Annotated in this window: 26 protein-coding genes; 15 read left to right on the forward strand and 11 right to left on the reverse strand. The window is 67.8% G+C overall.

Annotation, left to right across the window (positions count from 1 at the left end):
• The first annotated feature begins 256 nt into the window (after positions 1-256).
• The 8 genes from HDG37_RS24400 (at position 257) to HDG37_RS24435 (ending at position 7,637) form a co-directional block, all read left to right on the forward strand.
• Positions 257-1,282 (forward strand): beta-ribofuranosylaminobenzene 5'-phosphate synthase family protein, encoded by a 1,026-nt coding sequence (locus HDG37_RS24400; RefSeq protein ID WP_184051992.1) that lies wholly within the window; start codon positions 257-259, stop codon positions 1,280-1,282.
• A 103-nt stretch (positions 1,283-1,385) separates the two neighbouring features.
• Positions 1,386-2,312 carry an NAD(P)-dependent methylenetetrahydromethanopterin dehydrogenase gene (locus tag HDG37_RS24405; protein WP_184051994.1) on the forward strand — a complete coding sequence of 309 codons (927 nt, stop codon included), beginning with the start codon at positions 1,386-1,388 and terminating at the stop codon, positions 2,310-2,312.
• Between the two features lie 13 nt (positions 2,313-2,325).
• Entirely contained in the window at positions 2,326-3,549 is a 1,224-nt protein-coding gene (locus tag HDG37_RS24410) for an ATP-grasp domain-containing protein (protein ID WP_184051996.1), read from the forward strand.
• Positions 3,512-4,552 carry a methenyltetrahydromethanopterin cyclohydrolase gene (gene mch / locus HDG37_RS24415; protein ID WP_260334972.1) on the forward strand — a complete coding sequence of 347 codons (1,041 nt, stop codon included), beginning with the start codon at positions 3,512-3,514 and terminating at the stop codon, positions 4,550-4,552. The genes HDG37_RS24410 and mch overlap by 38 nt, the downstream gene beginning before the upstream one ends.
• Entirely contained in the window at positions 4,549-5,520 is a 972-nt protein-coding gene (locus HDG37_RS24420; RefSeq protein ID WP_184051998.1) for a RimK family alpha-L-glutamate ligase, read from the forward strand. The genes mch and HDG37_RS24420 overlap by 4 nt, the downstream gene beginning before the upstream one ends.
• Positions 5,521-5,525: 5 nt before the next feature.
• Positions 5,526-6,428, forward strand: a complete 903-nt coding sequence (locus HDG37_RS24425) for a triphosphoribosyl-dephospho-CoA synthase (RefSeq protein ID WP_184052000.1) — start codon at positions 5,526-5,528, stop codon at positions 6,426-6,428.
• Positions 6,429-6,612: 184 nt separating this feature from the next.
• A complete protein-coding gene (fae, locus tag HDG37_RS24430) occupies positions 6,613-7,122 on the forward strand; it encodes a formaldehyde-activating enzyme (protein WP_090809086.1) in 510 nt (169 codons plus the stop codon).
• Between the two features lie 137 nt (positions 7,123-7,259).
• On the forward strand, positions 7,260-7,637 hold the full coding sequence (locus tag HDG37_RS24435) for a hypothetical protein (protein ID WP_184052002.1): 378 nt from the start codon (positions 7,260-7,262) through the stop codon (positions 7,635-7,637).
• 79 nt (positions 7,638-7,716) lie between these two features.
• On the opposite strand, the gene HDG37_RS24440 is transcribed toward HDG37_RS24435, so the two are convergent.
• On the reverse strand, positions 7,717-8,223 hold the full coding sequence (locus tag HDG37_RS24440) for a dihydroneopterin aldolase (RefSeq protein WP_184052004.1): 507 nt from the start codon (positions 8,221-8,223) through the stop codon (positions 7,717-7,719).
• A gap of 388 nt (positions 8,224-8,611) precedes the next feature.
• Here HDG37_RS24440 and HDG37_RS24445 point away from each other — a divergent pair, with 388 nt between their 5' ends.
• From HDG37_RS24445 to HDG37_RS24455, 3 genes are read left to right on the forward strand one after another with little or no spacing between them, the layout of a single operon-like run.
• On the forward strand, positions 8,612-10,666 hold the full coding sequence (locus HDG37_RS24445) for a sigma-54-dependent Fis family transcriptional regulator (RefSeq protein WP_184052006.1): 2,055 nt from the start codon (positions 8,612-8,614) through the stop codon (positions 10,664-10,666).
• A complete protein-coding gene (locus HDG37_RS24450; RefSeq protein ID WP_184052008.1) occupies positions 10,663-11,292 on the forward strand; it encodes a flavoprotein in 630 nt (209 codons plus the stop codon). Before HDG37_RS24445 ends, HDG37_RS24450 begins: the two co-directional genes overlap by 4 nt.
• A complete protein-coding gene (locus HDG37_RS24455) occupies positions 11,271-12,653 on the forward strand; it encodes a DUF6513 domain-containing protein (RefSeq protein ID WP_184052010.1) in 1,383 nt (460 codons plus the stop codon). The genes HDG37_RS24450 and HDG37_RS24455 overlap by 22 nt, the downstream gene beginning before the upstream one ends.
• A gap of 13 nt (positions 12,654-12,666) precedes the next feature.
• On the opposite strand, the gene rpe is transcribed toward HDG37_RS24455, so the two are convergent.
• From rpe to HDG37_RS24490, 7 genes are all read right to left on the reverse strand, one after another.
• Positions 12,667-13,374, reverse strand: coding sequence for a ribulose-phosphate 3-epimerase (gene rpe, locus HDG37_RS24460; RefSeq protein WP_184052012.1), 708 nt, complete (start codon positions 13,372-13,374; stop codon positions 12,667-12,669).
• Between the two features lie 22 nt (positions 13,375-13,396).
• Complete coding sequence (gene fba / locus HDG37_RS24465) at positions 13,397-14,434, reverse strand: class II fructose-bisphosphate aldolase (RefSeq protein ID WP_184052014.1); 1,038 nt, start codon at positions 14,432-14,434, stop codon at positions 13,397-13,399.
• 212 nt (positions 14,435-14,646) lie between these two features.
• A complete protein-coding gene (locus HDG37_RS24470) occupies positions 14,647-15,519 on the reverse strand; it encodes a phosphoribulokinase (protein ID WP_184052016.1) in 873 nt (290 codons plus the stop codon).
• A gap of 55 nt (positions 15,520-15,574) precedes the next feature.
• Positions 15,575-16,678 carry a class 1 fructose-bisphosphatase gene (locus HDG37_RS24475; protein ID WP_184052018.1) on the reverse strand — a complete coding sequence of 368 codons (1,104 nt, stop codon included), beginning with the start codon at positions 16,676-16,678 and terminating at the stop codon, positions 15,575-15,577.
• Positions 16,679-16,705: 27 nt separating this feature from the next.
• Complete coding sequence (gene cbbX / locus HDG37_RS24480; protein ID WP_184052020.1) at positions 16,706-17,698, reverse strand: CbbX protein; 993 nt, start codon at positions 17,696-17,698, stop codon at positions 16,706-16,708.
• Positions 17,699-17,749: 51 nt separating this feature from the next.
• Positions 17,750-18,178, reverse strand: coding sequence for a ribulose bisphosphate carboxylase small subunit (locus HDG37_RS24485; protein ID WP_027195078.1), 429 nt, complete (start codon positions 18,176-18,178; stop codon positions 17,750-17,752).
• A gap of 117 nt (positions 18,179-18,295) precedes the next feature.
• On the reverse strand, positions 18,296-19,795 hold the full coding sequence (locus tag HDG37_RS24490; protein ID WP_184052022.1) for a form I ribulose bisphosphate carboxylase large subunit: 1,500 nt from the start codon (positions 19,793-19,795) through the stop codon (positions 18,296-18,298).
• Between the two features lie 484 nt (positions 19,796-20,279).
• On the opposite strand from HDG37_RS24490, the gene pqqA reads away from it, so the two are divergent.
• From pqqA to HDG37_RS24505, 3 genes are all read left to right on the forward strand, one after another.
• The gene (gene pqqA / locus HDG37_RS24495; protein ID WP_113062024.1) at positions 20,280-20,354 is read left to right on the forward strand and encodes a pyrroloquinoline quinone precursor peptide PqqA; all 75 of its coding nucleotides are present in this window, start codon (positions 20,280-20,282) and stop codon (positions 20,352-20,354) included.
• A 105-nt stretch (positions 20,355-20,459) separates the two neighbouring features.
• Entirely contained in the window at positions 20,460-21,059 is a 600-nt protein-coding gene (locus HDG37_RS24500; protein WP_184052024.1) for a DUF447 domain-containing protein, read from the forward strand.
• Between the two features lie 27 nt (positions 21,060-21,086).
• Entirely contained in the window at positions 21,087-21,830 is a 744-nt protein-coding gene (locus HDG37_RS24505; RefSeq protein WP_184052026.1) for a (5-formylfuran-3-yl)methyl phosphate synthase, read from the forward strand.
• Positions 21,831-21,837: 7 nt separating this feature from the next.
• Here the strand turns inward: HDG37_RS24505 and HDG37_RS24510 are convergent, their stop codons facing one another.
• The 3 genes from HDG37_RS24510 to HDG37_RS24520 all read right to left on the reverse strand — a co-directional run bounded on the left by HDG37_RS24510 (position 21,838) and on the right by HDG37_RS24520 (position 24,744).
• Positions 21,838-22,428, reverse strand: a complete 591-nt coding sequence (locus HDG37_RS24510) for an aspartate kinase (RefSeq protein WP_184052028.1) — start codon at positions 22,426-22,428, stop codon at positions 21,838-21,840.
• A 166-nt stretch (positions 22,429-22,594) separates the two neighbouring features.
• Entirely contained in the window at positions 22,595-23,704 is a 1,110-nt protein-coding gene (locus tag HDG37_RS24515) for a hydantoinase/oxoprolinase family protein (RefSeq protein WP_184052029.1), read from the reverse strand.
• Complete coding sequence (locus HDG37_RS24520) at positions 23,701-24,744, reverse strand: ATP-grasp domain-containing protein (RefSeq protein ID WP_184052032.1); 1,044 nt, start codon at positions 24,742-24,744, stop codon at positions 23,701-23,703. The genes HDG37_RS24515 and HDG37_RS24520 overlap by 4 nt, the downstream gene beginning before the upstream one ends.
• A gap of 14 nt (positions 24,745-24,758) precedes the next feature.
• Here HDG37_RS24520 and HDG37_RS24525 point away from each other — a divergent pair, with 14 nt between their 5' ends.
• Positions 24,759-25,508 carry a HisA/HisF-related TIM barrel protein gene (locus HDG37_RS24525; protein ID WP_184052034.1) on the forward strand — a complete coding sequence of 250 codons (750 nt, stop codon included), beginning with the start codon at positions 24,759-24,761 and terminating at the stop codon, positions 25,506-25,508.
• Positions 25,509-25,629 lie beyond the last annotated feature (121 nt).

The raw sequence follows: 25,629 nt of genomic DNA on the forward strand, positions 1-25,629 counted from the left end.
GGATGAAACAGCGCGTGACACAGTGCGCCTTCGGCGTCACACAGCGTCCATGCGGCGGCGAAACCGCGTGGGGCGCGGCGTGCCCGTTTAGAGGTTGCAGTGGGCCGAACCCGCGGCGGCGGCCGTTGCGCGTGCCTGGTACGGCTTTCGCTTGACGTCGCCGGGCGCACTATCGCTGGAACCCGCGACGCGTTGCGGACGCCCCGCGGCCGAACCCGGTCTTGCGCACCCGCAAGGACACCTGAGGACACTCGAGATGCCGCTTCAGCTCCGCCGCCTGCCGCCACGCGCCCCCATCACGATCGATGCGCCCGCGCGGCTGCATCTGGGCTTTCTCGATCCGAACGCGTCGCTCGGGCGTGCGTTCGGCAGCCTGGGGCTCGTCATCGATACGCACGGCACGCGGATCGAAGCGCGGCTCGCCGAACGCGAGCAGATCGGCGGCGTGGTCAGCGAGGCCGAGCGCGAGCGCATCGCGCTGAGTCTCGCGCGGCTGCAGGCCGCCTATGGACCGGCGACACTTGCGATCGACGTGCTGGAGGCGCCACGCGCGCACACCGGCCTCGGCTCCGGCACGCAGCTGGCGCTGGCGGTCGGCACCGCGTTCGCGCGCCTCGTCGGCCAGCCGGCGAGGAGCGCCGAACTCGCCAGTCTGCTCGGGCGCGGCGCCCGCTCCGGCATCGGCATACTCGGCTTCGAGTGCGGCGGCCTGCTGCTCGATGGCGGCCCGCCCGGCGATCTGCGCCAGAGCATGCCGCCGCTGCTGTCGCGCCAGCCGTTTCCGCAGCCGTGGCGCGTGCTGCTCGTCAGCGACAACAGCCGCCAGGGCTTGCACGGTACCGAGGAACGCAGCGCGCTCGCATCGCTCGCGCCGTTTCCGCAGCGGCTCGCCGCGCATCTGTGCCATCTGGTGCTGATGCAGATCCTGCCCGGCGCCGCCGAACATAACTTCGCGCCGTTCGCGCACGGCCTCACCGAGCTGCAGCAGACCATCGGCGAATATTTCGCGAGCGCGCAAGGCGGCGTGTTCGCGAGTCCCGACGTCGAGCACGTGCTGCGCGCGGTCGCCGCCGAACGCACCGCCGGCATCGGCCAGACCTCGTGGGGCCCGACTGGCTTCGCGGTGCTCGCGAGCGCGCGCGAGGCCGACCGCGCGCTCGCGACCGCGCGCGCCGTCGCGAGCGCGCTGCCGCATATCGAATGCAGCGTCGTCGCGGGCCGCAACAGCGGCGCGGCGATCAGCGGCGCCGAGGCGCGCGCGCCACACATCGACGCCGCATGATGCGCTGCACCGCTCAGGCCGCCGCTTACATAAGGCGCTGCCACGCGCGGCACGGCCTGGCCTTGCGCCGTCCCCGAGATTGCCACTAAAACGAGCCCCTGCCATGTCAGAAACCCTTGAAAGGCCCTACATCCTGCACATGTTCACGGCCACGCCGCAGATGAGTCCGTTCGACGTCAACATGGCCGCCGACGCCGGCTATCAGGTCATCGTGCCGTATTGCAACGTCGAAGCGGGCATGGTCGCGAATCTGACGCAGGACGCGATCTTCTCGCGCGGCCCGAAAGGGGTGTCGCGCACCGGCATCTTCATCGGCGGACGGGACGTGATGCAGGCCGCCGACATGCTCGACACCGCGCGCCGCGCGATGGTCCCGCCGTTCGAGGTCTCGGTGTTCGCCGATCCGAGCGGTTCGTACACGACCGCGGCCGCGCTCGTCGCGCTGGTCGAGCGGCATCTGGGCAAACAGCACGGCGTGGAGCTGGGCGGCAAGCGCGTGCTGATTCTCGGCGGAACGGGCGCGGTCGGGCGCATCGCGGCGGCGATCGCCGCGTCGCGCGGCGCCGACGTGACGATCGCGAGCCACCACGACCGCAATCGCGCGCTCGGGGCCTCGGCCGAAGTCAACGAGCGCTTCGGCATCTTCACGAACGGCATCAGCGCCACCACGCCCGCCGAACTGCGCGGCGCGCTCGCCGACGCGGAAATCGTGCTCGCCACCGCCGTCGCGGGCGCGCAGGTGGTCGGCAGGGACGACCTCGTGCATGCGAAGCGCCTGCTCGTCGCCGCCGACGTCAACGCGGTGCCGCCCGAAGGGATCGCCGGCGTGAACGTGATGAACGACGGCAAGCCGATCGACGGCGTGCCGAACGCGGGCGCGGTCGGCATCGGCGCGCTGGCGATCGGCAACGTCAAATATCAGGTCGAGCATCGCCTCTTCGTGCGCATGCGCACGGGTGGTAAGCCGGTCTACCTGGGCTTCCCGGAAGCCTACGACGAGGCCCGCGCGGTCGCGGCCGGTCTCGGCTGAGCGCGCGGTCGTCATGAAGTCGCACCGCCCGCTCATGCATGCGCCGTTGGTCGCGGTGGTCGGGCAGTCCGCGCGCTTGCTCGCGCAGTCCGCGGCGCGCGCCGGCCTGCATGTCGCCGCGCTCGATATCTTCGGCGACCGCGACACGCGCGAGGCCGCCGAGCTATGGTTCGACATCGGCCGTGGTGATGGCGCGCTCGGGATCGACCGGGCGCGGCTCGTCGATGCGCTTGCGCGTGTCGCGCGCTTGCCGGGTTTGCTCGGCTGGATCGGCGGCAGCGGGCTCGAACCTTTGATGCCTCGGTTGTGCCGCGAATCCGGCTTGCCGCGCTTTCTCGGCAACGCTGCCGAGGCGATCGCGGCCGTGCGCGAGCCGCGGCGCTTTTTCGCGCTGCTCGACGCGTTGCGGATTGCGCATCCGGCTGTGTCGTTCGAGCGGCCCGCGACGGCCGAGGGCTGGCTGTTCAAGCAGGCGGATGGTTGTGGCGGAACGCATATCGAGGCGGCCGACTCGTTCCATTTGACGACCGACACCGCGCACGGCTACTTCCAGCGCATTGGCCAAGGCCGCTCGCTGTCGGCGCTTTTCATCGGCGCGCACGGCAGCGCGCATCTGATCGGTTTCGCCGAGCAATTCACCTGCGCGATCGGCGCTCTGCGCTTCGTGCATGCGGGCTCGATCGGGCCGATCGACTTGCCGCCAGCGTTCATCGCGCGCGTGCAGCAAGCGCTCGACGCGCTGTGCGCAAACACCGGCCTCGTCGGCATCAACAGCTGCGACTTCCTGTCGGACGGCACCTCGTTCGACGTGCTCGAAATCAACCCGCGCCCTTCGTCGACGATGGCGCTCTACGAAACCGCGTCGCCCGATGCATGGCCGGCCGGCCTGCTCGCCTGCCACCTCGACGCGTGCCGCCACGGCCGCGCGCCGTCGGCCGCGAGCCTCGCGCTCGCCCGCGCGCCGCGCTGGCGTGCCGGTCAGCGCGTGCTGTTCGCGCAGCGGCCGTTCAGCGTCTCGGCCGCGTTCTCGGACGCCTGCCTGCGCGATCCGCAATGCCGCGACGTACCGATGCCGGGCACCCGCATTGACGCAGGGCAGCCGGTCTGCACGCTGCAAGTGCGAGCGGCATCGGTGGACGCGGTGTTCACCGCGCTCGACGCGCAGCACGAACGCGTCGTCCAACGAATCGAAACCTGCGATGAACCCGACCATGCCTGCCTCCACGCCCACAGCTGAGACTTCCCCGCCCGCCGCGTTGCCGAGCGTGAACGCGCTTTCGGAGCGCCTCGTAGCACGGCTCGTCGATCAAGCGGCACAGCTCGGCGTCGCACTGACGCGCACGCGCGATGGCACCGTGATCGCGGACGCCGGCGTCGACGCGCGCGGCGGCCTCGACGCCGGCGTGCTGATCGCGCGCATCTGCATGGGCGGTCTCGGCCGCGTCGCGGTACGCGCGAACTTCGACGCCGCGCCGCTGTGGCCGACGATGCTCGAGGTCAGCACGTCGTCGCCGGTGCTCGCCTGTCTGGGCAGCCAGTACGCGGGCTGGAGCCTGTCGGCGACCGGGGAGCAGACCGGCGGCAAGAAATTCTTTTCGCTCGGCTCCGGGCCCGCGCGCGCGCTCGCGGTCAAGGAGCCGCTATTCGACGAACTCGGCTATCGCGACCGCCACGAGCGCGGCGCGCTGGTGCTCGAAGTGGACCGCCTGCCGCCGCAGGTCGTGATCGACAAGGTGCTGCACGATTGCGGCCTCGCGGCCGAACACCTGACGCTGATCGTCACGCCGACACACTCTGTCGCGGGAACGGTACAGGTCGTCGCCCGCGTCGTCGAAGTTGCGCTGCACAAGGTGCACGTGCTCGGCGTACCGCTCGATGAGATCGTCGCGGGGACGGGCTCGGCGCCGCTGCCGCCGCCCGCGCCCGACGGCATTCAGGCGATGGGCCGCACCAACGACGCGATCCTGTACGGCGGCCGCGTGCACCTGAGCGTCCAGCACGACGAGATCGCGCAACGTCTCGCCGACACCCTCCCCTCCGCCAATTCGCGCGACTACGGCCGGCCGTTCGCGGACGTCTTCACGGCCGTCAACTTCGACTTCTATCAGATCGATCCCGCGCTGTTCGCGCCCGCCGAGGTGTGGGTCAGCAGCCTCGAAAGCGGCGCGACCTATCATGGCGGCCGGCTCGACGGCGGCCTGCTGCGCAAACAGTGGGGCGGCGAGTCCGTCGCGCGATGACGATCACATCAGGCGTGCGCATCGCGATCATGACCGACGAAACCGGCTGGCACACCGGCCGGCTGAAAAAGGCGTTCCGCGCGCGCGGCGCCGAGGCGCGTTGCGTCGATCTCGCGGATTGCCGCATCGACACCACGTGGCTGCCGCACGGCCTCGCGATCCCGGGCTTCGGCCGCACGCTGCCGGACGCGGTGTTCGTACGCGGCATCGCCGGCGGCAGCTTCGAGCAGGTGACGCTGCGGCTCGGCATCCTGCACGCGCTGCGTGAATCGGGCGTGCCGGTGTACAACGACGCGCGCGCGATCGAGCGCAGCGTCGACAAGTCGATGACGAGCTTCCTGCTGCATCGCGCGGGCGTGCCGACACCGGCCACCTGGGCCGGCGAATCCGCCGCGTTCGCGCAACGCGTACTGATGCGCGAAGCGGCCGCCGGCCGTCAGGTCGTGCTCAAGCCGCTGTTCGGCTCGCAAGGCCACGGGCTCAAACGGCTCGGCGCGCGCGGCGGGCCGCTCGCGCCATTGCCGTCGCTCGCGCGTTATCGGCAGGTCGCTTATCTGCAGCGCTTCGTCGCGAACGACCGGCCCGGTTTCGACTGGCGCGTGCTCGTGATCGGCGGCAAGGCGGTCGCGGCGATGCGGCGCAGCGGCGGCAAGGGCTGGATTCACAACGTCGCGCAAGGCGCGCGCTGCGAGCCCGCCGAGCTGACGGTCCCGCTCGCACAGACGGCAGTGCGCGCAACCGCCGCGCTCGGGCTCGACTACGCGGGCGTGGACCTGATCCCGAATGCCGACGACGCCGCGCTGCCCCTCGTACTCGAAGTCAACGGCGTGGCCGCGTGGCGCGGTTTGCAGTCGGTCGTGCCGCTCGATGTCGCGGCGGCGCTCGTCGACGATCTGCTCGATCGCAGGCTGGCCGAGCAGGCCGCTAGCGCCGGGTTGCCTGAGCAGTCTCCCCAGCGCCGGGCCTGAGCGCGATGCCCGACACTCATGCGACTCCCGTCGAGCACGCGCGCGCGGCCTTCCTCGAAGCCTGCGCGCTCGACGTCACCACGCCGAAACCCGGCAACGTCAGCACCCAAAGCCCCGGCCACGGCATGCACGCGGCCCAGTTCCTCGCCAGCGCGGACGCGTCGCTCGACGCGCTATTCGCGCGCGGCGAGCGCGTCGGACAGCGCGTTCTCGACGCGGTCACGCGCACGCGCGAGGCCGTCGGCTGCAATACGAATCTCGGCATCGTGCTGCTGGTCGCGCCGCTCGCCGCGGCCCTCGACGAAACCGGCGAACCGCCGGTGTCGGCGCAAGTGTGGCGCGCGGCCGTCGGCGACGTGCTGAGCCGGCTCGACGTCGAAGACGCTCGGCTTGCTTACCGCGCAATCGCGCTCGCCAATCCCGGCGGCCTCGGCGACGCGCCCGAGCAATCGGTCCACGCACCGCCGACGATCGGCCTGCGCGACGCGATGCGGCTTGCCAGCGAGCGCGACAGCATCGCGCGGCAGTACGCGAACGGTTTCGCCGACCTGTTCGACACCGGCCTCGCCGCCTACTTCGAAGCCTCGAGACCAACGCCCGAACCCGCGCCCGCCGATCCAGGCGAAATCGCGATGCTCAACGTGTTTCTCACGTTCCTCGGCGGCTGGCCCGACTCTCACATTGTGCGCAAGCACGGCCTCGCGCTGGCGCAGAGTGTCACGCTCGTGGCACGCGAACAGCACGCGCGCTGGCGCCAGGCGCGACCCGCCGCGCGCCGCCAGGCGGGCGATCCGCAACTCGACGCCTGGGATGCCGAATTGAAGGCCTGCGCGATCAATCCCGGCACCAGCGCGGACCTCGCGGTGGCCACGCTGTTTCTTGCGCGCTGCGTCGAAGGGCGCGGTTAACCCTGAATCGTCTGGGCTGAAGAAGACCCGAACAGCCGCGTCAGCAGGCCCTTAGCCACAACTGGCACGGAACCTGTTAGTTAGTACCGCCGTGCCTTCCCGCACCGCTCTCGCGATGCTGATCCGGACGATCGCGGGCGGCGCCTCGTCAGCAGGTCCATACCTACTCTTTTGGAGGAACAGAATGGCCAAGATCAACCGCGTCATGATCGGTGAGTCGCTCGTCGGCGACGGCAACGAGGTCGCGCACATCGACTTGCTGATCGGACCGCGAGGTTCGGCTGCGGAAACCGCGTTCTGCAACGCCCTCACCAACAACAAGGACGGCTTCACGTCGCTGCTCGCCGTCGTCGCGCCCAATCTCATCACGAAGCCCAATACGATCCTGTTCAACAAGGTGACGATCAAAGGCGCCAAGCAGGCCGTGCAGATGTTCGGCCCGGCGCAGCACGCGGTCGCGCTCGCGGTGGCCGACAGTGTCGAGGACGGCACGATCCCGCAGGAAGAAGCCGACGATCTGTTCCTCTGCGTCGGCGTGTTCATTCACTGGCAGGCCGAGGACGACAAGAAGATCCAGCAGTTCAACTATCAGGCGACGCGCGAGGCCATCAAGCGCGCGGTCAGCGGCGACCCGAGCGCGGCTGAAGTGCTGGCGAAGAAGGGCAGCGTCGCGCATCCGTTCGCGCCGAACTGACGGCGCATGCAAGCGCAGGAGACGCGGCGCCGTTGCCGGCCCCGCCTCCTCGCGCATCCCGTCGCCTCGCGGCCGCAAGGCACGCATCTCGCGCAGCGGTTCGCGAAGCAGGCTCAATGCTCTCGCAGAGGCATTCAATGACCAACAGATGTCGCGCGCTTCTCGCCTTTACCTCGCTCCTGCTCGCCGCGCCGCTCGCGTGGGCGGGCGGCTACAACTATCCGACCGAGGGTCGCGTCGAATACGTGCTCAGCTGCATGGACGATAACGGCCACGAGTTCGCGAACGTCTACAAGTGCTCGTGCGTGATCGACAAGATGGCCGCGTCGTTGCCGTACGACGAATTCGTCGACCAGTCGACCTTCTCGAAGTACGCGACGCTAGGCGGCGAAGGCGGCGCGGAATTCCGCGTCGACCACGCCAAGGCGCAAACCAGGCGCTTCCGCGCGCTGCAAACCAGCGCATATCAGGCGTGCGGACTCGGTCCGCAGAAAACGTCGACCGTGGCGAAATGACCACGGTCTGAAACGCGCCGGGCGTTCTGCGCGCCCGGCTCGGCGCGCCCCGCTCGGTGCCCCCAGCTCGGCGCCCCCCTCAACTCGGCACCAGCCCCTCGCCCAGCGACGCGTACCGCGCGAGACCCACGGCCGCCGCCGAGCCATCGCCGCGACGCCGCTCGATCTGCACGCCGACGGCCGCGAGGTCGGCGAACTTGGCCGGCTTCGCGAGCGACACGCGCACCCAGTGCGCGCCGAAGTCGGCGATCAGCAGTTGCGCGATCGTCTCGGCAAGCGCCTCCAGCAGCCGCACGCGATGCGACGCGAACAGCTCGAGCAGCGCCCCGCGCACGGCCGCGTAGTTGACCGTATCTTCGATCCGGTCCGTCGCGCAGGCGCGGATCGCCGGCACGCCGATAGCCAGGTTCACCCGCACCGGTTGCGCAACATGCAACTCGCTGCTATCGATACCGATGACCGTCTGGCCGATGAAATTCTCGATGAATACGATGTCGAGGCGCTCGGGCAACGCGCCGACTTGCGGGCCGGGATTGGCGCCGAGGCTGGAAAATGCGGCAAGGCGAACAGTATCGAAACGATCCATGATTTGATCTCCGCCGCGGCGCGGCCCAGGATTGAACAGCCAGTGATGACCAGCGAAACGATGCAACAGTAGAACAGTAGAACTGAACGACGCGCGGCACACTCTGTGCCGAAGCTGCGACAGGCATGCAACCTGCAACCCGTTTAACCCGTCGCGCATCGAGAAAAGCAAAATCCGGGCACAGTGAGGTAAACCCAGTGTGACTTTCTGTTGAACCAATCCTGCATCGGGCGTACAGTTTTCAACACCCGCCTCGTAGCAGGGCCGGTCGGGAGGGCGCAGGCGAACCGAGATTGCGCCGCACCAGGGGCAGGCAGGCTTGATAAAGCGGCATTCGCGGCGTGCGAAGCAGTCACGCTTGCGAAATGACGCAACGGAGACAAATCCCATGTCGTTGCTCGCTGACAGCAGTACGCACGTCCGGGAAGTTCTGAACGTGGTCAACCATCAGTTGACCACGCGCCCGACAAGCGAACCCGTAGCTCAGTCGTGGACGCGCTGCATCAACGAATTCCAGCTGGACCCCGCGCGTTTCGTGCCGCCGCCGGTGCTCACCGAGTACGAACTCAGCGCGCGCCGTGAGGCGCTCGGCGATCTGATCGCGTGTTCGAAGCTCGAGATGACGACGCTCTATCAGCAACTGGCCGATCCCGAGCTCGCGGTCGTGCTCGTCGATTCTGGCGGCGTGATCGTGCATCAGGTGTCGTCCGTGCCGTTCGCCGAGGCGGTCGCCGTCGACGGCTTTCGCGTCGGCGCGCTGTGGAGCGAACGCGAAGCCGGCACCAACGGCATGGGCACCTGTCTCGCGGAGCGCGACTGCATCGCCGTCTGTCAGCACGAGCATTTCTATCCGCGCTATACGTCGCTGACGTGCTCGGCCGCGCCGATCTTCGACGACGGCGGCGAAATCGCCGGCGTGCTCGACGTCACGAGCCGCTCGAAGCTGCTGCAGCAGCACTCGCTGGTGCTGGTCGGCATGTCGCGTCAGATGATCGAAAACCGTCTGCTCGATGCGCGCTACCGGCACGCCAACATGATCCATTTCCACAGCCGCCCGGAATTCGTCGGCACGCTGCACGGCGGCAAGCTCGCGGTCGGCGACGACAGCACCGTGCTCGCCGCGAATCGCAGCGCGCTGTTCCAGCTGGGCTTCCGCTCGCTGAGCGAGCTGCGCGGCCGGCGCATCGAGGAAGCATTCAACGCGTCGCTCGAAGACATGATCGCGCGCAGCATTCGCGGCTCGTTCCATCCGGTCACCGTCTACAGCGCAAACGCGACGAACCGCTTTTTCCTCGTCGCGCAGACGCCGCAAAACGCCACGGGGCGCGTGACGCGCGTGCTCGTTCCCGACTCCGCCATGCGCGCCAACGCCGCCGAAAAACACGACAAACATCCGCCGGTGCCGAAGCTCGACGAGATCGCCCACCTCGAATTCGGCGACCCGCGCATGGCCTCGCAGATCCAGTTGGCCGCGCGCGTGATCCAGCGCAAGATTCCGATCGTGCTGCGCGGCCAGACCGGCACCGGCAAGGAAGTCTTCGCGCAGGCGTTGCATAGCATCAGCCCGCACGCCGACGGTCCGTTCGTGCCGGTCAACTGCGCGTCGCTGCCGGAGAACCTGATCGAGAGCGAGCTGTTCGGCTACCGCGCGGGCGCGTTTACCGGCGCGCAGCGCGAAGGACGGCGCGGCAAGATCGTGCAGGCCAACGGCGGCACGCTGTTTCTCGACGAGATCGGCGACATGCCGCTCGTGTTGCAGGCTCGCCTGCTGCGCGTGATCGAGGAACACGAGGTCACGCCGCTCGGCGCCGAGACCACCGTCAAGGTCAATTTCCAGCTGATCAGCGCGAGCCACCGCAATCTGCTCGAACTCGTGCAAAGCGGGCAATTCCGCGAGGATCTGTACTACCGGCTCAAGGGCGTCGAGCTGAATCTGCCGGCGCTGCGCGAGCGCGTCGACAAGCTGCCGCTGATCCATCATCTGCTCGCGAACGAAACCGACGATCCGCCCGATCTGACGCCGGAAGCCGAACACGCGCTGCTCACCTACGCGTGGCCCGGCAACATCCGTCAGCTGCGTCACGTGTTGCAGATGGCCATCGCGCTGTCCGACGGCGAGCCGATCCGCTGCGAGCATCTGCCGCCCGAGGTCACGCAACGCACCTCGGCGGTCGACCTGCCGATCGCGCTGCGCCTCGCGAACGCGGACATGGACGGCCATCTCGCCGACGAAGCGGACATTTCTTCGCTGAACGCGATCCAGCTGAACGAGCGCGAAACGGTGCTGTCGCTGCTCGACGAGCACCGCTGGAACGTCAGCAACGTCGCGAAGGCGCTCGGCATCAGCCGCAATACGCTGTATCGCAAGATGCGCCGGCTGCACATCCGGCTGTCGCATGAAGGCTCGCCGGCCGACGGCATGCCGTTCGATCTCGACGCATGACCGGGTCGTCCCTCAGGTCCTCCAGCGAGTCTGCTCGCAAGGGCGCCCGCGATCTCGCCGACTTCAAGCCGGATGCGCACTTCGCGTGGTGCGTGACCGGCTCCGGTCATATGCTCGAAGAATCGATCGCGCTCGCGCGGCGCTTGCCGCGCGTCGATCTGTTTCTGTCCGCGGCGGCCGAGGAAGTGCTGCCGCTCTATGGCTGGTCGCTCGACAAGCTGCGCGAACACTTTCGCGTACTGCGCGACAACAGCGCGAGCGGCGTGCCGGTCGGCATGCTGTATCACGGCGTCTATCACACGGTCGTGATCGCACCCGCCACCAGCAACACGGTCGCCAAATGTGCTTACGGCATCTCGGATACGCTGCCGACCAATATGTATGCGCAGGCGGGCAAGCAATGCATCCCCGGCATCGTCTTTGCGTGCGACACCGAACCGAGCGTGATCACGCATAGCCCGGACGAATGGGTCGAACTGCGGCCACGGGCGATCGAACTCGACAACGTCGAGCGTCTGGCGCGCTTCGAATACACGACGCTCGCGCGCTCGCTCGACGAACTCGAAGCGGCGCTCACCCAACGCCTAGCGACCCTCGACCTCGCATGGACCACCTCCTCTTCCTGACCGGCCGGCTTGCCGAACCGAGCCTGCGGCGCGTGCTCGACGGCATGGCGCCGACGCCGTTCAGTTGGGAGGTGCGCGAAATCGGCCTGCAAGTGGCCGGGTTGATGACCGCCGACCTGATCCAGCGCCGCGTGAGCGCGCCGCTCGCCGCGCAGCGCGTGATCGTGCCGGGCCGCTGCCGTGGCGATCTCGACGCGCTGGGCGCGCACTACGGCGTACCGTTCGAACGCGGTCCCGAGGAGGTCAAGGACTTGCCGCAATTTTTCGGCCGCAAGGCGAAGCCGTTCGATCTGAGCCGCTACGACACGGAGATTTTCGCGGAGATCGTCGATGCGCCGCGCCTCGACCTCGACGGCATCGCGGCAAGGGCGCGCGAGTATGCGGCCCAAGGCGCGGACGTGATCGACATCGGCTGCCTGCCGGACACGCCGTTTCCGCTTCTCGAAGACGCGGTGCGGCGGCTGAAGGCCGAAGGCTATCGCGTCAGCGTCGATTCGATGCGCAACGACGAACTGCTGCGCGGCGGGCGCGCGGGCGCCGACTATCTGATGAGCCTGAACCTCGACACGCTATGGATCGCCGACGAAGTGCCGTCGACGCCGATCCTCGTCGCGCGCGAACCGGCCGACCCCGCTTCGCTCGACGCCGCGATCGACGCGCTGTCCGCGCGCGGCCGCGCGTTTCTCGCCGATCCGATTCTCGATCCGATTCCGTTCGGGCTGGCCGCGTCGATTGCGCGCTATGTGCGTTTGCGCGAGCGCTATCCCGACATCGCGATCATGATGGGCATCGGCAACGTGACCGAACTGACCGAGGCCGACACGAGCGGCATCAACGCGGTGCTGCTCGGCATGGCGGCTGAATTGCGCGTTGGCGCGGTGCTGGCGACGTCGGTGAGCCAGCATGCGCGGCGCGCGTTGCGCGAAGCCGATGTCGCGCGCCGCGTGATGCATGCCGCGCGCGATGCGCAGGTGCTGCCGAAGGGCATCAGCACCGAACTCGCGACGGTCCACGCGAAACGGCCGTTTCCGTACAGCGCCGAAGAAATCGACGAATTCGCGCGCGGCGTGCGCGACCCGAATTTCCGCGTGCAGATCAGCGCCGACGGCATTCACGTGTACAACCGCGACGGCCATCGTCGCGGCGACGATCCGTTCGCGCTGTACCCGCAGTTGAACCTCGAAACAGACGGCGGCCACGCGTTCTATATGGGCGTGCAGCTTGCGCGCGCCGAGATTGCATGGCGGCTCGGCAAGCGCTTCGATCAGGACCAGCCGCTCGACTGGGGCTGCGCGGTCGACCGGCCTGAAGAAGATCTCAGCGCATGGTGCGCGCCGGGCGAGACGCTGAAAAAGCGCTGAAACAGCAGCGCCATCACTGCATGGCGGCCACCCCCGCGGGTTCGTCGACAGTAGCCAGTTCGCCGCGCATGCCGCGGATCGCCTGCGCGCGATCGCCCGCACCGAACACGGCCGACCCGGCAACGAACACGTCCGCGCCCGCCGTGGCGACACGCGCGATGTTCGAGGCCTTCACGCCGCCGTCCACTTCGATCAGCAAGGGCCGCCCGGTGCGCTGCATCGTCGTGTCGACGCGCTCGCGCAGCAGCCGCAGCTTGTCGAGCGTTTCGGCGATGAATGCCTGGCCGCCGAAGCCCGGATTCACCGACATCACCAGCACGACGTCGAGCATCTCCAGCACGTGATCGAGCGCCGCGAGCGGCGTCGCCGGATTCAGCGCCAGCCCCGCGCGCGCACCGTGCGAGCGGATCAGTTCGATGGTCCGATGCACGTGCAGCGTCGCCTCCGGATGAAAACTGATCAGGTTCGCGCCGGCCTCGGCAAACGCCGACACCAGCGGATCGACGGGCGTGGTCATCAGATGCACGTCGAACGGCAGCGTCGTGTACGGCCGGATCGCCGAGCACACGAGTGGGCCGACCGTCAGGTTCGGCACGTAGTGATTGTCCATCACGTCCAGATGAATCCAGTCCGCGCCGGCCGCCGTCACGTCGCGAATCTCATCGGCGAGCCGGGCAAAATCCGCCGACAGCAGCGACGGCGCAATCAGGAATTCGCGCATTGCGTTCTCCGTGGCAGTGGCGTTAGTGGTAGCGGCTCGCCATGGTGTCGAGCGGCAGCGGCTTGATGCGCGCCGCCTGCCCCGCGCAACCGAACGCCTCGAATCGCTCGACGCAGATCGCGCTCGCCGCGGCGGTGGCGGCCTTCAATGCCGCGCGCGGATCGAACTCCGCGCGCGCATTGGCGAGCGACTTGCGCATCGCGCCGCTCATCGCAAGACGGATGTCGGTGTCGATGTTGACCTTGCGCACGCCGTTCGCGATGCCGCGGCGGATTTCGTCGACGGGCACGCCGTAGGTGGTCGGAATCTCACCGCCATATTCGCGGATCACCGCGAGCCATTCCTGCGGCACCGACGACGAACCGTGCATCACCAGATGCGTGTTCGGAATGCGCGCATGGATATCGGCGATCCGGTCGATCGCGAGGATGTCGCCGGTCGGCTCGCGGCTGAACTTGTACGCGCCGTGCGACGTGCCGATCGCGATCGCGAGCGCATCGACGCCGGTCGCGTCGACGAAGCGCCGCGCTTCGTCCGGATCGGTCAGCAGGTGCTCGCGTGTGAGCTTGCCCTGTGCGCCGACGCCGTCCTCTTCGCCTGCCGTGCCGGTTTCGAGCGAACCGAGACAGCCCAGTTCGCCTTCCACCGACACGCCGACCGCATGCGCGGCGTCCACCACGCGCCGGCTCACCTCGACGTTGTAGTCGTACGCGGCGGGGGTTTTCTGATCGGGCAGCAGCGAGCCGTCCATCATCACCGACGTGAAGCCCGAGCGGATCGCCTGCTGACACACCGCGGGGCTCGCGCCGTGATCCTGATGCAGCACGAGCGGAATGTCCGGGTGCGCTTCGAGCGCGGCGAGCACCAGATGGCGCAGATACGGCTCGCCGGCGTACTTGCGCGCACCGGCCGACGCCTGCAGGATCACCGGGCTATCGGTGGCCTCGGCCGCGCGCATGATCGCGTGAATCTGCTCCATGTTGTTGACGTTGAACGCGGGCACGCCGTAGTCGTGTTCGGCCGCGTGATCCAGCAGTTGCCGCAGGGTGATGAAGGCCATTGCGTGCTCCTCGATATGAAATGAAATCTTGGCGAGCGCCGGGCTCAACGCGCGCGGCATTACCGGCGGCCGCGAGCGGCGCAATCGCATCGAGTGCGAGCATGCGCAGCGCGTCGGCCATCGAGCGCGTGGCGGGTGCGTCAAGCGGTTGCGCGACTGCACTCATCGAATCTCTCCTTGCGAAATGAACCTCGCTATCCGTCTGGTACCGCTCAGGCGCGCGAACGCCGGTCGATCAGTTGCAGGATCATCGGCGTGAAGATCAGTTGCATCGCGAGTCCCATCTTGCCGCCCGGCACGACGATCACGTTCGGGCGCGACATGAACGAGTCGTGCAGCATCGTCAGCAGATACTGGAAGTCGATACCCTTCGGCCGCGCGAAGCGGATCACGACGAAGCTCTCGTCCGGTTGCGGAATCTCGCGGGCGGTGAACGGATTCGACGTGTCCACGGTCGGCACGCGCTGGAAGTTCACATGCGTGCGCGAGAACTGCGGGCAGATGTAGTTCACGTAGTCCGGCATGCGCCGCAGGATCGTGTCGACCACCGCTTCGTGCGTGTAGCCGCGCATGGTCTGATCGCGGTGCAGCTTCTGGATCCATTCGAGGTTGATGATCGGCACGACGCCGATCAGCAGATCCGCATGCCGCGCGATATCGACCTTCTCGGTCACCGCCGCGCCATGCAGCCCTTCGTAGAACATCAGGTCGGTATTGGGCGCGACCTCCTCCCACGGCGTGAAGGTGCCGCCGTCCTGCTTGTACAGTTGCGCTTCGCCCGCGTCGTGCACGTAGTGGCGAAACTGCCCGCTGCCGTTTTCGCCGTAGCACGTGAACAGCGTTTCGAGTTCTTCGAGCAGATTCGCTTCCGGCCCGAAGTGGCTGAAATCCGGCACACCGTCGCGTTCGCGCTCCTGCATCGCCGCGCGCATGCCGTTGCGGTCGTAGCGATGAAACGCGTCGCCTTCGACGATCTGCGCATTGATGTGCTCGCGTCTGAAGATATGCGTGAAACTCTTCATGACGGTGGTGGTGCCGGCGCCGCTCGAGCCGGTCACCGCGATGATCGGATGTTTGACTGACATGCGTTTGTCTCCGGATGACTGTGTTCTGTGCGCTGAGCGCGCCGTCGGTCGCTGATCACGCCGTGAAATCCGGCAGGAACAACGAGCGGGTGCCGAACAGCGGCGACGTGAACGGCTTGTCCTCGCCGCGGTCGTATTCGCCGTGATAGCGCGCAATGCGCTCGACCTCGTTCTTCGAGCCGAGAATCACCGGCACGCGGCCATGCAGCGCGCGCGGCGCGACATCGAGAATGCGTTCCCGGCCGGTGATCGCGAGGCCGCCCGCCTGCTCGACGAGGAAGCTCATCGGGTTCGCTTCGTAGAGCAGGCGCAGGCGTCCTTCCATCGCCGGCGTTTTCGAGTCGCGCGGATACATGAACACGCCGCCGCGCATCAGGATGCGATGCACTTCCGCGACCATCGACGCGATCCAGCGCATGTTGAAGTCGCGCGCGCGGCAACCGCTGCGGCCGTCCTTGCACTCCTGCACGTAGCGGCGCACGGGCGGCTCCCAGAAGCGCTCGTTCGATGCGTTGATCGCGAACTCGCCGGTTTCCTCCGGAATCCGGATGTTCGAATGCGTGAGCACGAAGTTGCCGATCTCGCGCTCCAGTGTGAAGCCATGCGTGCCATTGCCGACCGACAGCACCAGCATGGTCGACGGTCCATACACGGCATAGCCGGCCGCGACCTGTTCGCAGCCCGGCCGCAGGAACGCGGCTTCGCTGGTTGCATCCTCTGCCGGGTCGCGCGTGCGCAGCACCGAGAAGATCGAGCCGACCACGCCGTTAATGTCGATATTCGACGAGCCGTCGAGCGGATCGAACGCGAGCAGATACTCGCCGCGCGGATAGTCCAGCGGAATCGCGTAGACGTGCTCCATTTCCTCGGACACCATCGCGGCCAGCAAGCCGTCCCACTCGCATTGCTGCAGGAAGATCTCGTTGCTCGAGACGTCGAGCTTCTTCTGTTGCTCGCCGTGCGTGTTGAGCGTTTGCGCGGAACCGTAGTTGCCGCCTAGCGCGCCCTTGGTCAACATCGCCGAGATCGACTTGATGGCCGCCGCTACGTCGATCAGCAGCGCGGAGAGTCCTGCAGTGTCGCGCGTGTCGTCCGTACACGGCGGGCGATCGAGCGTGTCGATCAGGAACTTCGAAAGTGTCGTGCGTCCGTCCTGCATGGCGTTCTCCGTCGATGGTGTCGTGATTCAGCCCGGCGGCGCCGTGACGGCGCGCGCGGTGGAAGGCGATTGCGAGGACTGCGACGGCTCGTCGAACACGCGGCTCGCGCGCACGTCGGCGGCATCGATCAGCGTCAGCGTGTCGGCGTCGATCGGCTCGCCGCCTTGCAAGGCGCTCGCGAACAGGCGGTTCGCCTGGCGCAGCCGCGCGCGGTCGAGCGCGTTGCGCACCGAGCGCGCGTTGGCGAAATTCGGTTGGCGGATGCGGCGCGCCAGATAGTCGGCGAACGCGCGGCGCGACGCCGCATCGAAGCGGTAATGCATGGTGCCGAGCATCCGTTCGGCGATTTCGAGCAACTCCGTTTCCTCGTAGTCGGGAAACGTAATGTGATGCGCGATGCGCGAGCGGAAACCCGGATTGCTCTCGAAGAACACTTCCATTCGCGACGCGTAGCCGGCCAGAATCACGACCAGGTCGCTGCGCTGGTTCTCCATCGTCTGCAACAGAATTTCGATCGCTTCCTGCCCGTAGTCGCGCTCGTTCTCCGGGCGATACAGGTAATACGCTTCGTCGATGAACAGCACGCCGCCCATCGCGCGCTTGAGCACATCGCGCGTTTTCGGCGCGGTGTGGCCGATGTACTGGCCGACCAGATCGTCGCGTGTGACCGACACCAGATGATTGCGGCGAATGTAGCCGAGCCGGTGCAACACTTCCGCCATGCGCAGCGCAACCGTCGTCTTGCCGGTGCCGGGGTTGCCGGAGAAGCACATATGCAAGGTCGGCGCGCCGCCCGCGAGACCCAGCGAAGCCCGCGCGCGCTCGACCAGCAGATGCGCGGCGACCTCGCGAATGCGCGTTTTCACGGGCGCGAGCCCGACCAGATCGCGATCGAGTTCGCCGAGCACGTCGCCGATTCCCGAGTCGCGGTACAGCGCCGCGAGGTCGATGTGGGGCGCGGCGGCGTCGCTGTGCGCATTGGACGCGGGCAGTGCGTCCACGATGGCGGCGTCTGTCATGGTTGCTCCTCGCTGCGGGTCGTCGTGTGCGTTGTTGCGCGATCAGCGGCGTCAGCCCGCCGCGCCATAACGCTCGCCCGCTGGCCGGTCGCCCGCGTAGCCAGTCATGCTGTAGCGCTGCGTGCGCCCCTGCGCGTCCTGCCGCAACAGCCGGAAGCCCGGCTCCACGTCCGGCCGGTTGACGATGAACGACAGGCGCATCGTTTCGAAGGTGCGCACGGAGTCGAACGCGTTGACCTTGATGTAGTGCTGCGGCCGCGCCTCGCGGCAAGCCCTGACCTCCTGCAACACGCCGGCCGCGTCGTGCAGGTCGAACATCGGCAGACCCCACATTTCCCAGTAGGTGTTGCGCGGATGCGGGTCGTCGGTGAATTCGACCGAACAGGCCCAGCCCTGGCGCAGCGCGTAGTCGATCTGCAGGCCGATTTCCTCGTCGGTCAACTCGGGCAGAAAAGAAAACGTTCCTTGAGTAATACGCATGACGAACCTCGTGGATGGATGTCGCGTTCGGAACGGCGTCAACGGTGCCCCGCGCGGTGCCGTTGCACCGCGTTGCGGATGCGCTCGTGAGGCGCTCGCGGGAAAAGCTCGGCGTGGCTAGGCCGCCGTCGGAGTGGCGGCGAAATCGGGCGTATCGGTCGATGCGTAGTTGAAGCTCACGTCGCGCCACGTATCGAGCGCCTGCTTGAGCGGCGTGCACCAGCGCGCGGCGGCTTCGAGCACGTCGGGCCCTTCGCGCAGAATGTCGCGGCCCTCGTTGCGCGCCTTCACCATCGCTTCGAGTGCGACGCGGTTCGCGGTCGCGCCGGCCTGGATGCCGGCCGGATGGCCGATCGTGCCGCCGCCGAACTGCAGGATCGCGTCGTCGCCGAACAGCTCGAGCAGCTGATGCATCTGCCCCGCGTGAATCCCGCCCGAGGCGACCGGCATCACCTTGCGCAAGCCGGCCCACGGCTGATCGAAGAAAATGCCGCGCGACAGATCGACCGCGTTGTGCGCGTCGCGGCACACGTTGTAGTAGCCCTGCACCGACAGCGGATCGCCTTCGAGCTTGCCGACCGCGGTGCCCGCATGCGCATGATCGACGCCCGCCATGCGCAGCCATTTGGCGATCACGCGAAACGAGATGCCGTGGTTGCGTTGCCGCGTGTAGGTGCCATGCCCCGCGCGATGCAGATGCAGGATCATGTCGTGCCTGCGGGCCCAGCGCGACATCGACTGGATCGCGGTCCAGCCGATCACGAGGTCGATCATCACGATGCACGAGCCGAGCTCCTTCGCGAATTCGGCGCGCTCGTACATGTCCTCCATCGTGCCGGCCGTCACGTTCAGGTAGTGCCCTTTGAGCTCGCCCGTCTCCGCCTGGGCGCGGTTCACCGCCTCCATCGCGAACAGGAAGCGGTCGCGCCAGTGCATGAACGCCTGCGAGTTGATGTTCTCGTCGTCCTTCAGAAAATCGAGGCCGCCGCGCAGGCCTTCGTAGACCACCCGTCCATAGTTTTTGCCCGACAGACCGAGCTTCGGCTTGACCGTGGCGCCGAGCAGCGGCCGACCATACTTGTCGAGCCGTTCGCGCTCGACGACGATGCCGGTCGGCGGCCCCTGAAACGTCTTCAGATACGCGACGGGAATGCGCATGTCTTCGAGCCGCAAGGCCTTCAGCGGCTTGAAGCCGAACACGTTGCCGATGATCGACGCGGTCAGGTTCGCGACCGAGCCCTCTTCGAAAAGATCGAGTTCATAAGCGATATACGCGAAGTACTGCGGCTCGTCGGCGCGAGACACCGGCACCGGCTCGACGCGATACGCTTTCGCGCGATACATGTCGCAGGCGGTCAGGCGGTCGGTCCACACCACCGTCCACGTCGCGGTCGACGATTCACCGGCCACCGCGGCCGCCGCTTCCTCGGGTTCGACACCGGGTTGCGGCGTGATGCGAAACAGCGCGATCACGTCGGTGTCTTTCGGTTCGTAGTCCGGTTGCCAGTACCCCATCTCGCGGTATTTCATCACGCCCGCCGCGTACCGTTCGCGCGGATTGTGCGGATCGCGCGCTTGAGGTCCGGGCTGGATCGGCGGTTGACTGAAATCGTTCATGACGTGTCCTCGAAGGTGGCAAGCGCACTGCCGGAAGAACGAAGCGCTTGAGTTGCACTGTAGGCACGGACACGCCCAAGGTGAATTCACGATTTCATTTGGCAGACTTAACGGATCGGTTATCGCTACCACATCGTGGGGTTCTTTTTCGAGCCGTGCGACGCGAATGGGAGCAGAATGTGTTGGTGAGCGAGGCGGGCGCGGCGTGACAGCGCAATCGAATCAGCGAATCGCGATGGCACACTTTGCTTCGTTTTCGCCACACCGCGCGGCTCTTTGCGTCTGGCAACCCGCGCGAGCGCCACGGCGTGGCGCAATTCGCCGGGTGCTGTATTGGCCGTCGAATGCATGCGCGCCTGGCCGGCCGGTACGCGCATGGGCACGGAGCTTGCGTGATGTCGGCTGCCGTCGACACCGGGCATCACGCCGGGCCGGCGGCGCAACGCTGTTCCACCCGGTGTTTCAACCAAAGGAGAAAGCACGTATGCAATGGACGACTCCGAGCTATACCGACGTACGCCTCGGTTTTGAAATCGTGATGTATGTCGCTACGCGTTAAGCCCGCAACCGGGCCGCACGCCGCGGCCCCTTTGCGGTTCCCGTTTGTGTTCGACCTCTGCTGACGGCCGGCCTTCCGGCGCTGTCGGGACACACGTTCCCAGCCATGATCCACGAAACGATCGTCACTACGGCAGCGTGCGATGGCCGTCCACACATCGCGCCGATGGGCGCGCGCTACGAGGGTGAGCGCATCATCCTTGCGCCGTTCCGTCCGTCGGTCACGCTCGACAACGTGATCGCGACGCGCGCGGCGGTGCTGAACTTCACCACCGACGTGCGGATCTTCGCGGGCTGCGTCACACACTGCGCGACCGATTGGCCGACCCTGGCCGCGAGCCGCGTGCCGAGCGTACGTCTGGCCGAGTCGCTGGCCCACGCCGAGCTCGAACTCGACGAGCTGCGCGACGACGCCGAGCGCCCGGTGCTGGTGATGAAATGCGTGCACCGTGAAAACCACGCGCCGTTCGCGGGCTTCAATCGCGCGCAGTCGGCGGTCGTGGAAGGCGCGATTCTGGTGAGCCGGCTCTTCATGCTGCCGGCCGACAAGGTCGATCGAGAAATGGCGTACCTGCAGATCGCGATCGACAAAACCGCCGGCGACAACGAGCGCACCGCATGGAGCTGGCTCGTCGCCGCGATCGCGCGATATCGCGCGAGCCTCGAAGACGCGGCGCATCAGGCCGCCGCTTCGGCCCATCACTGAAAACCCTTCCTTCCGCGGAGAACCCCGATGACCGCATTGCTCGCGAGCGTCCGCTCGGCTGACGAAGCATTCGACGCCGCCCGCGCCGGCGCCGAGCTGATCGACCTGAAAGAGCCGGACGACGGCGCGCTCGGCGGCCTGTCGATCGGCGCCATCACGACCATCGCGCAACAACTTCGCGCGCGCTACCCGGTCAAGCCGATCAGCGCGGCGATCGGCGACGTGCCGGCCGATGCGTTCGACGAGATCGCCGCGCGCGTGATCGACGTCAGCGATGCCGGCGTCGACTATGTGAAAGTCGGCGTCGCGCGCGGACCGGCCGCGCGCCGCTGCATCGAGCAGCTCGCGAATCTGCCGGCTAGCGTCGTGCCGGTGCTGCTATGCGACGGCGGCATGGACGACGAACTGGTCAGCCACACCGCGGCGCTCGGCTTCGCCGGCCTGATGTTCGATACCGCGAGCAAGGACGGCGGCACGCTGTTCGATCACGTCGATGTCGACTCGCTCGCGCGCTGGTTGCGGCTCGCGCGTCAGCGCGGCGCGATGGCGGGCATCGCCGGTGCGCTCGGCTGGGCGCAACTGCCGCAGATCCGCGCGCTGGCGCCCGACGTGGCCGGTTTTCGCACCGCGCTGTGCGCCGACGGGCGCCGCTCGCGGCTCGACCCCGAGCGCGTCGCGCAATGGGCGAGCGCGTTGCATCGGCCGGCTGGAGAGATTCGCGTCGATGGCGCGGCGCCGTTGCCGGGCTCGACCAACGCGACGCGGCTGTAGCAGCCGCTCACATCACCGGAATATTCAGCAAGCGGTCGCGCATCAGCGCGACGTTGCTCTTGTCGAGCAATTCGACCACATAGTTCGCATCGTTCACGTAGTCGACGAACTTGCGGTCGATCACCCCCGCCGCGGCCAGCGTTTCGAGCGGATCGTCGACGGCGATCGGACAGGATTTGACGACGACCAGCCGCTCCGCGTTGAGCATCGTCGATAGCCACGCGGCGAGGCTGTCCGAGGTCGTGTCCCAGTTGCTCATCGCGTCGGGCGTGTCGCGCATCAGCGCGGTCGGCGCCCACACGGCGACGTGACCGTCACGCAGGGTGCGGCGAATCTTCGCCTCGCTCGACGCGATCACCAGTTCGGGCGAAACGCCCTGCATCAGCAGCGCATATTGCGTCATCGCGAGCAGACACATGTTGTGCGCGGCCAGATCGTCGAAGTTCCACTCGCCCTGGTACTGGCGGACCTTGTCCGCGAAATCGCCGCCGCCGGGCACGATCACGACCCGTCCGCCGCCGACTTCGCATAGCTCACTGAGCCAGTGGCGCAGTGCCGGGTCGTGACTCAGGCTGCCTCCGATCTTGACCACCCACATGACTGTTGCCCTCGTGTCCAGTTGAGTGCCCGGCCGGGTCGCGTCGTTTCGCAACCTCGTTCATCACCGAACTTGTCCCGCTCGGCATATCGCGTCCCCTGCCCCTCTTTGCGCTACTCGTGCGCCGGCGCGCCGCGTCCCCGGATTGCGCGCCGCGCCTCTCCACTCATGCCGCGCGCGCCGCGATACCACGCGCGCCGCGCCGTTGGGCGCCCGGCTCGCGCGCCGCGAGCAGCGCGACCGCAACGCTCGGCGCGCAGGTCGCCGCCCATGCCGCGCAAGCATCGGGCACGCCCGCCAACGCACCGAAATCGATATAGCCGCGCGCTTCGTCGCGCGCCAATGCGGCGACGAGGAAACGGCCGCAGCCGGCGCCCACCAGCGGCGCGGCCGCGAGCGCCGGCTGAGCGGCGACCACCCGCATCAGGTTCGCGCCGATTTCGCGCACCTGCAGCGCGCGCCAGCGCCGCGCAAAGTGCAGCCATTCGACCTCCGACGCGTCGTGCGCGTCGTGCCCGATCATGCGCGCGAGCCGCGCGCGGCTCGCCGCCTGCGTTTTCGGCCCCTGGTCGGCGCTCGGCTGCACGTCGTGCAGCGGGTCCAGTTCGCCGGTCAGCCGGTAGACGTCGGCGGTCGTGGCAAACCATTCGTTCATCACATTCAGCATGGCGCCGCCGAATTCGATCCGCTGCGCGACGCCGCACAACGGCGTGCGCACGACGCCGTGATACACGAGTTCGCCGGTCGCGAGCCGGCCCGCATCGGTCGCGGCACGCGCGACGACGCGGCCGTCGACGATCGGAATGATGTCGGTGGTGGTGCTGCCGATGTCGATCAGCAGCGCGTTCGTCATGCAGGTAGCGACCCAGCTCGCGGTCGCGAGCCAGTTCGCCGACGCGACGTGGCGCCAGCCGGCCGCGCAGTCGGCGGCGGCGAGCCAGCCGGCGTCGCCGGCGTAGAAACGCAGTGATGGACCGAGCCGCTGCGCGAGCGCGGCCACGATCGCGCGCACGCCTTCGGCGCGATCCGCGAACAGGTCGACCATCTCGCCGGTCATCGTCACCGCATGCTGCGCGGCGTCCGTGCGGGCCTGCGGCCAGCGCTCGAAAACGAGGTCGATCGTGCGGTGCAGATGGTCGAGCCCCTGCCAAAGCGGACACGGCCATTGCACGACGTCCAGCACGGCGTCGCTGCCGTCGACGAGCGACACCTTCACGTGCGCGCCGCCGACGTCCCAGCCGAACCGCGCCGCCGGGTTCGAACGGGCGGAGCTCAAGGGCGCACCTCGTACGTCGGCGAATTGGCGCGCGCCGCGCCGCAGCGCTCGATGCGCACGCCATGCGCGGCCAGCAGCGCGCGCGTCAGGCCACTGCCGCGCGCCGCCGACAGCCCCGCATAAGCGACCGTCAAACGCGGATTCACTTCGATCACGACCGGCCCGAGTTGCGGATGCCACACGACATCGATGCCGACGAAGCCGCGCAAACCCGGGATGGCCCGCGCGACGCGATGCGCGAGCGTGTCGAGCGCGCGGCCCATGTCGCTGTGCTGGTCGATCTGATCGACCAGCACGCCGTCGAACTCGACGATCCGCGCAACATCACCCGACGCGTCGCCGCCGCTCAGCCCGATCTGCTGACGGTTGATGCTGAGGAGCTTGGTAGCGTCGCCGCGGCAGATCAGCGACAGGCTCAACGGCTCGCCATCGACCCACGCCTGCAGCACCGGATTGCGCGCCGCCGCCGCGCGCGCCTCGTACTCGGCGCAGGCATCGGCGAAGCGCTCGTACACGATGGTGTCGAGGCCGCCCGCGCCGTCGTCCGGTTTGACCACCCAGCGGCCGTCGTGCTGCGCGGCTGGGTCGCCGGGTTCTAACGCCGGCGTCGTCGCAATGCCATGCGCGGCAAGACGCGCCGCGGTCGCGCTCTTGCTCGACGCGACGCGGATCGCTTCCTTCGCGCAGCCGAGCCAGCGCGCAGTGCCGACCACATCGTGAAAGCGCAGCAGCAGCCCGTCGCATTCCGGCGCGACGACCCACGCGTAATCGTGCTCACGCGCCGCGCGCGCGACGAATGCCGTCATCGATTCGCCGGGCGCGGCCATACAATGGGCCTCGCCCGCCCCTGGCGTTTCGAAGCGCGAGGTCGCGAACGTGACCTGCACGCCGTCGAGTTCACGCAGAGCGCCGACCAGCGCGTCGCGCATCACGCGTCCTTCGACGATCAGCGCGCTCAAATCGGCGAGACTGCCCGGGCCGGCGAGCTGGGGGTCGATGCCGCCGCCGGTGAGATACTCGTAGACAAAGATTCTGGTCAAAGGAAAGCGCCCCTATGCAGGTGATACCTGTTCTCGATCTGCTCGACGGCCAGGTCGTACGCGCGGTGCGCGGCGAGCGGAGCGCCTATCGGCCCATCCAGTCCCGCCTCGTCGCGACGAGCGACCCACTTGCCACCGCCCGCGCGCTGCTCGAAGCCAGCGGCGCGCGCACGCTCTATATCGCCGATCTCGGCGCCATCCTGCAGCGCGGCGCGCATGCTTCGACGCTCGCCGCATTGCGGGCCGCGCTGCCCGGCATCGAACTGTGGCTCGACGCGGGTTTCGCGGACTACGCGTCGATGCGCGCGCTATTCGAGCGCATCGACGACGCCATCGATCAACACGACAGCCCTGCTGCCGCTTCCCACCTCGCGACTCTCGTGCCTGTGTTCGGCTCGGAGACGCTGCGCGATATCCACGCGCTGCACGCGGCTCAGCGCGCCGGCCTTGCGCCGATCCTGTCGCTCGATCAGCGGGCGGGCGAACTGCTCGCCGCGGCCGCGCTCGACCGCTCGTCGGGGTGGTGGCCGCCGCGCGTGATCGCGATGACACTCGACCAGGTCGGCAGCTACGCCGGCCCCGATCTCGCGACGTTCGAGCGCGTGCGCGCGCAAGCCGCCGCGCACACCACGCTGATCGGCGCGGGCGGCATCCGCAATCGCGACGATCTGGCCGCCGCGACCGGCACCGGCGCAAGCGCCTGGCTGGTGGCGTCCGCGCTGCACGATCGACAGATCGACTACGCGCATTCCGATTCCGCGTAGGCCTTCCATACAATTTCCATGCCACGCGTTCTGACAGCGCTGTCGGTAAACGCAACACAAGCCGGACTGTTCGCGTGTGACACTCTGCTTGACACTCTGCTCCAGAACGGCACACATTTTG

Origin of the sequence: Paraburkholderia sp. MM5384-R2 (assembly GCF_014201025.1) — a bacterium.
Taxonomy (GTDB): Bacteria; Pseudomonadota; Gammaproteobacteria; order Burkholderiales; family Burkholderiaceae; genus Paraburkholderia; species Paraburkholderia tuberum.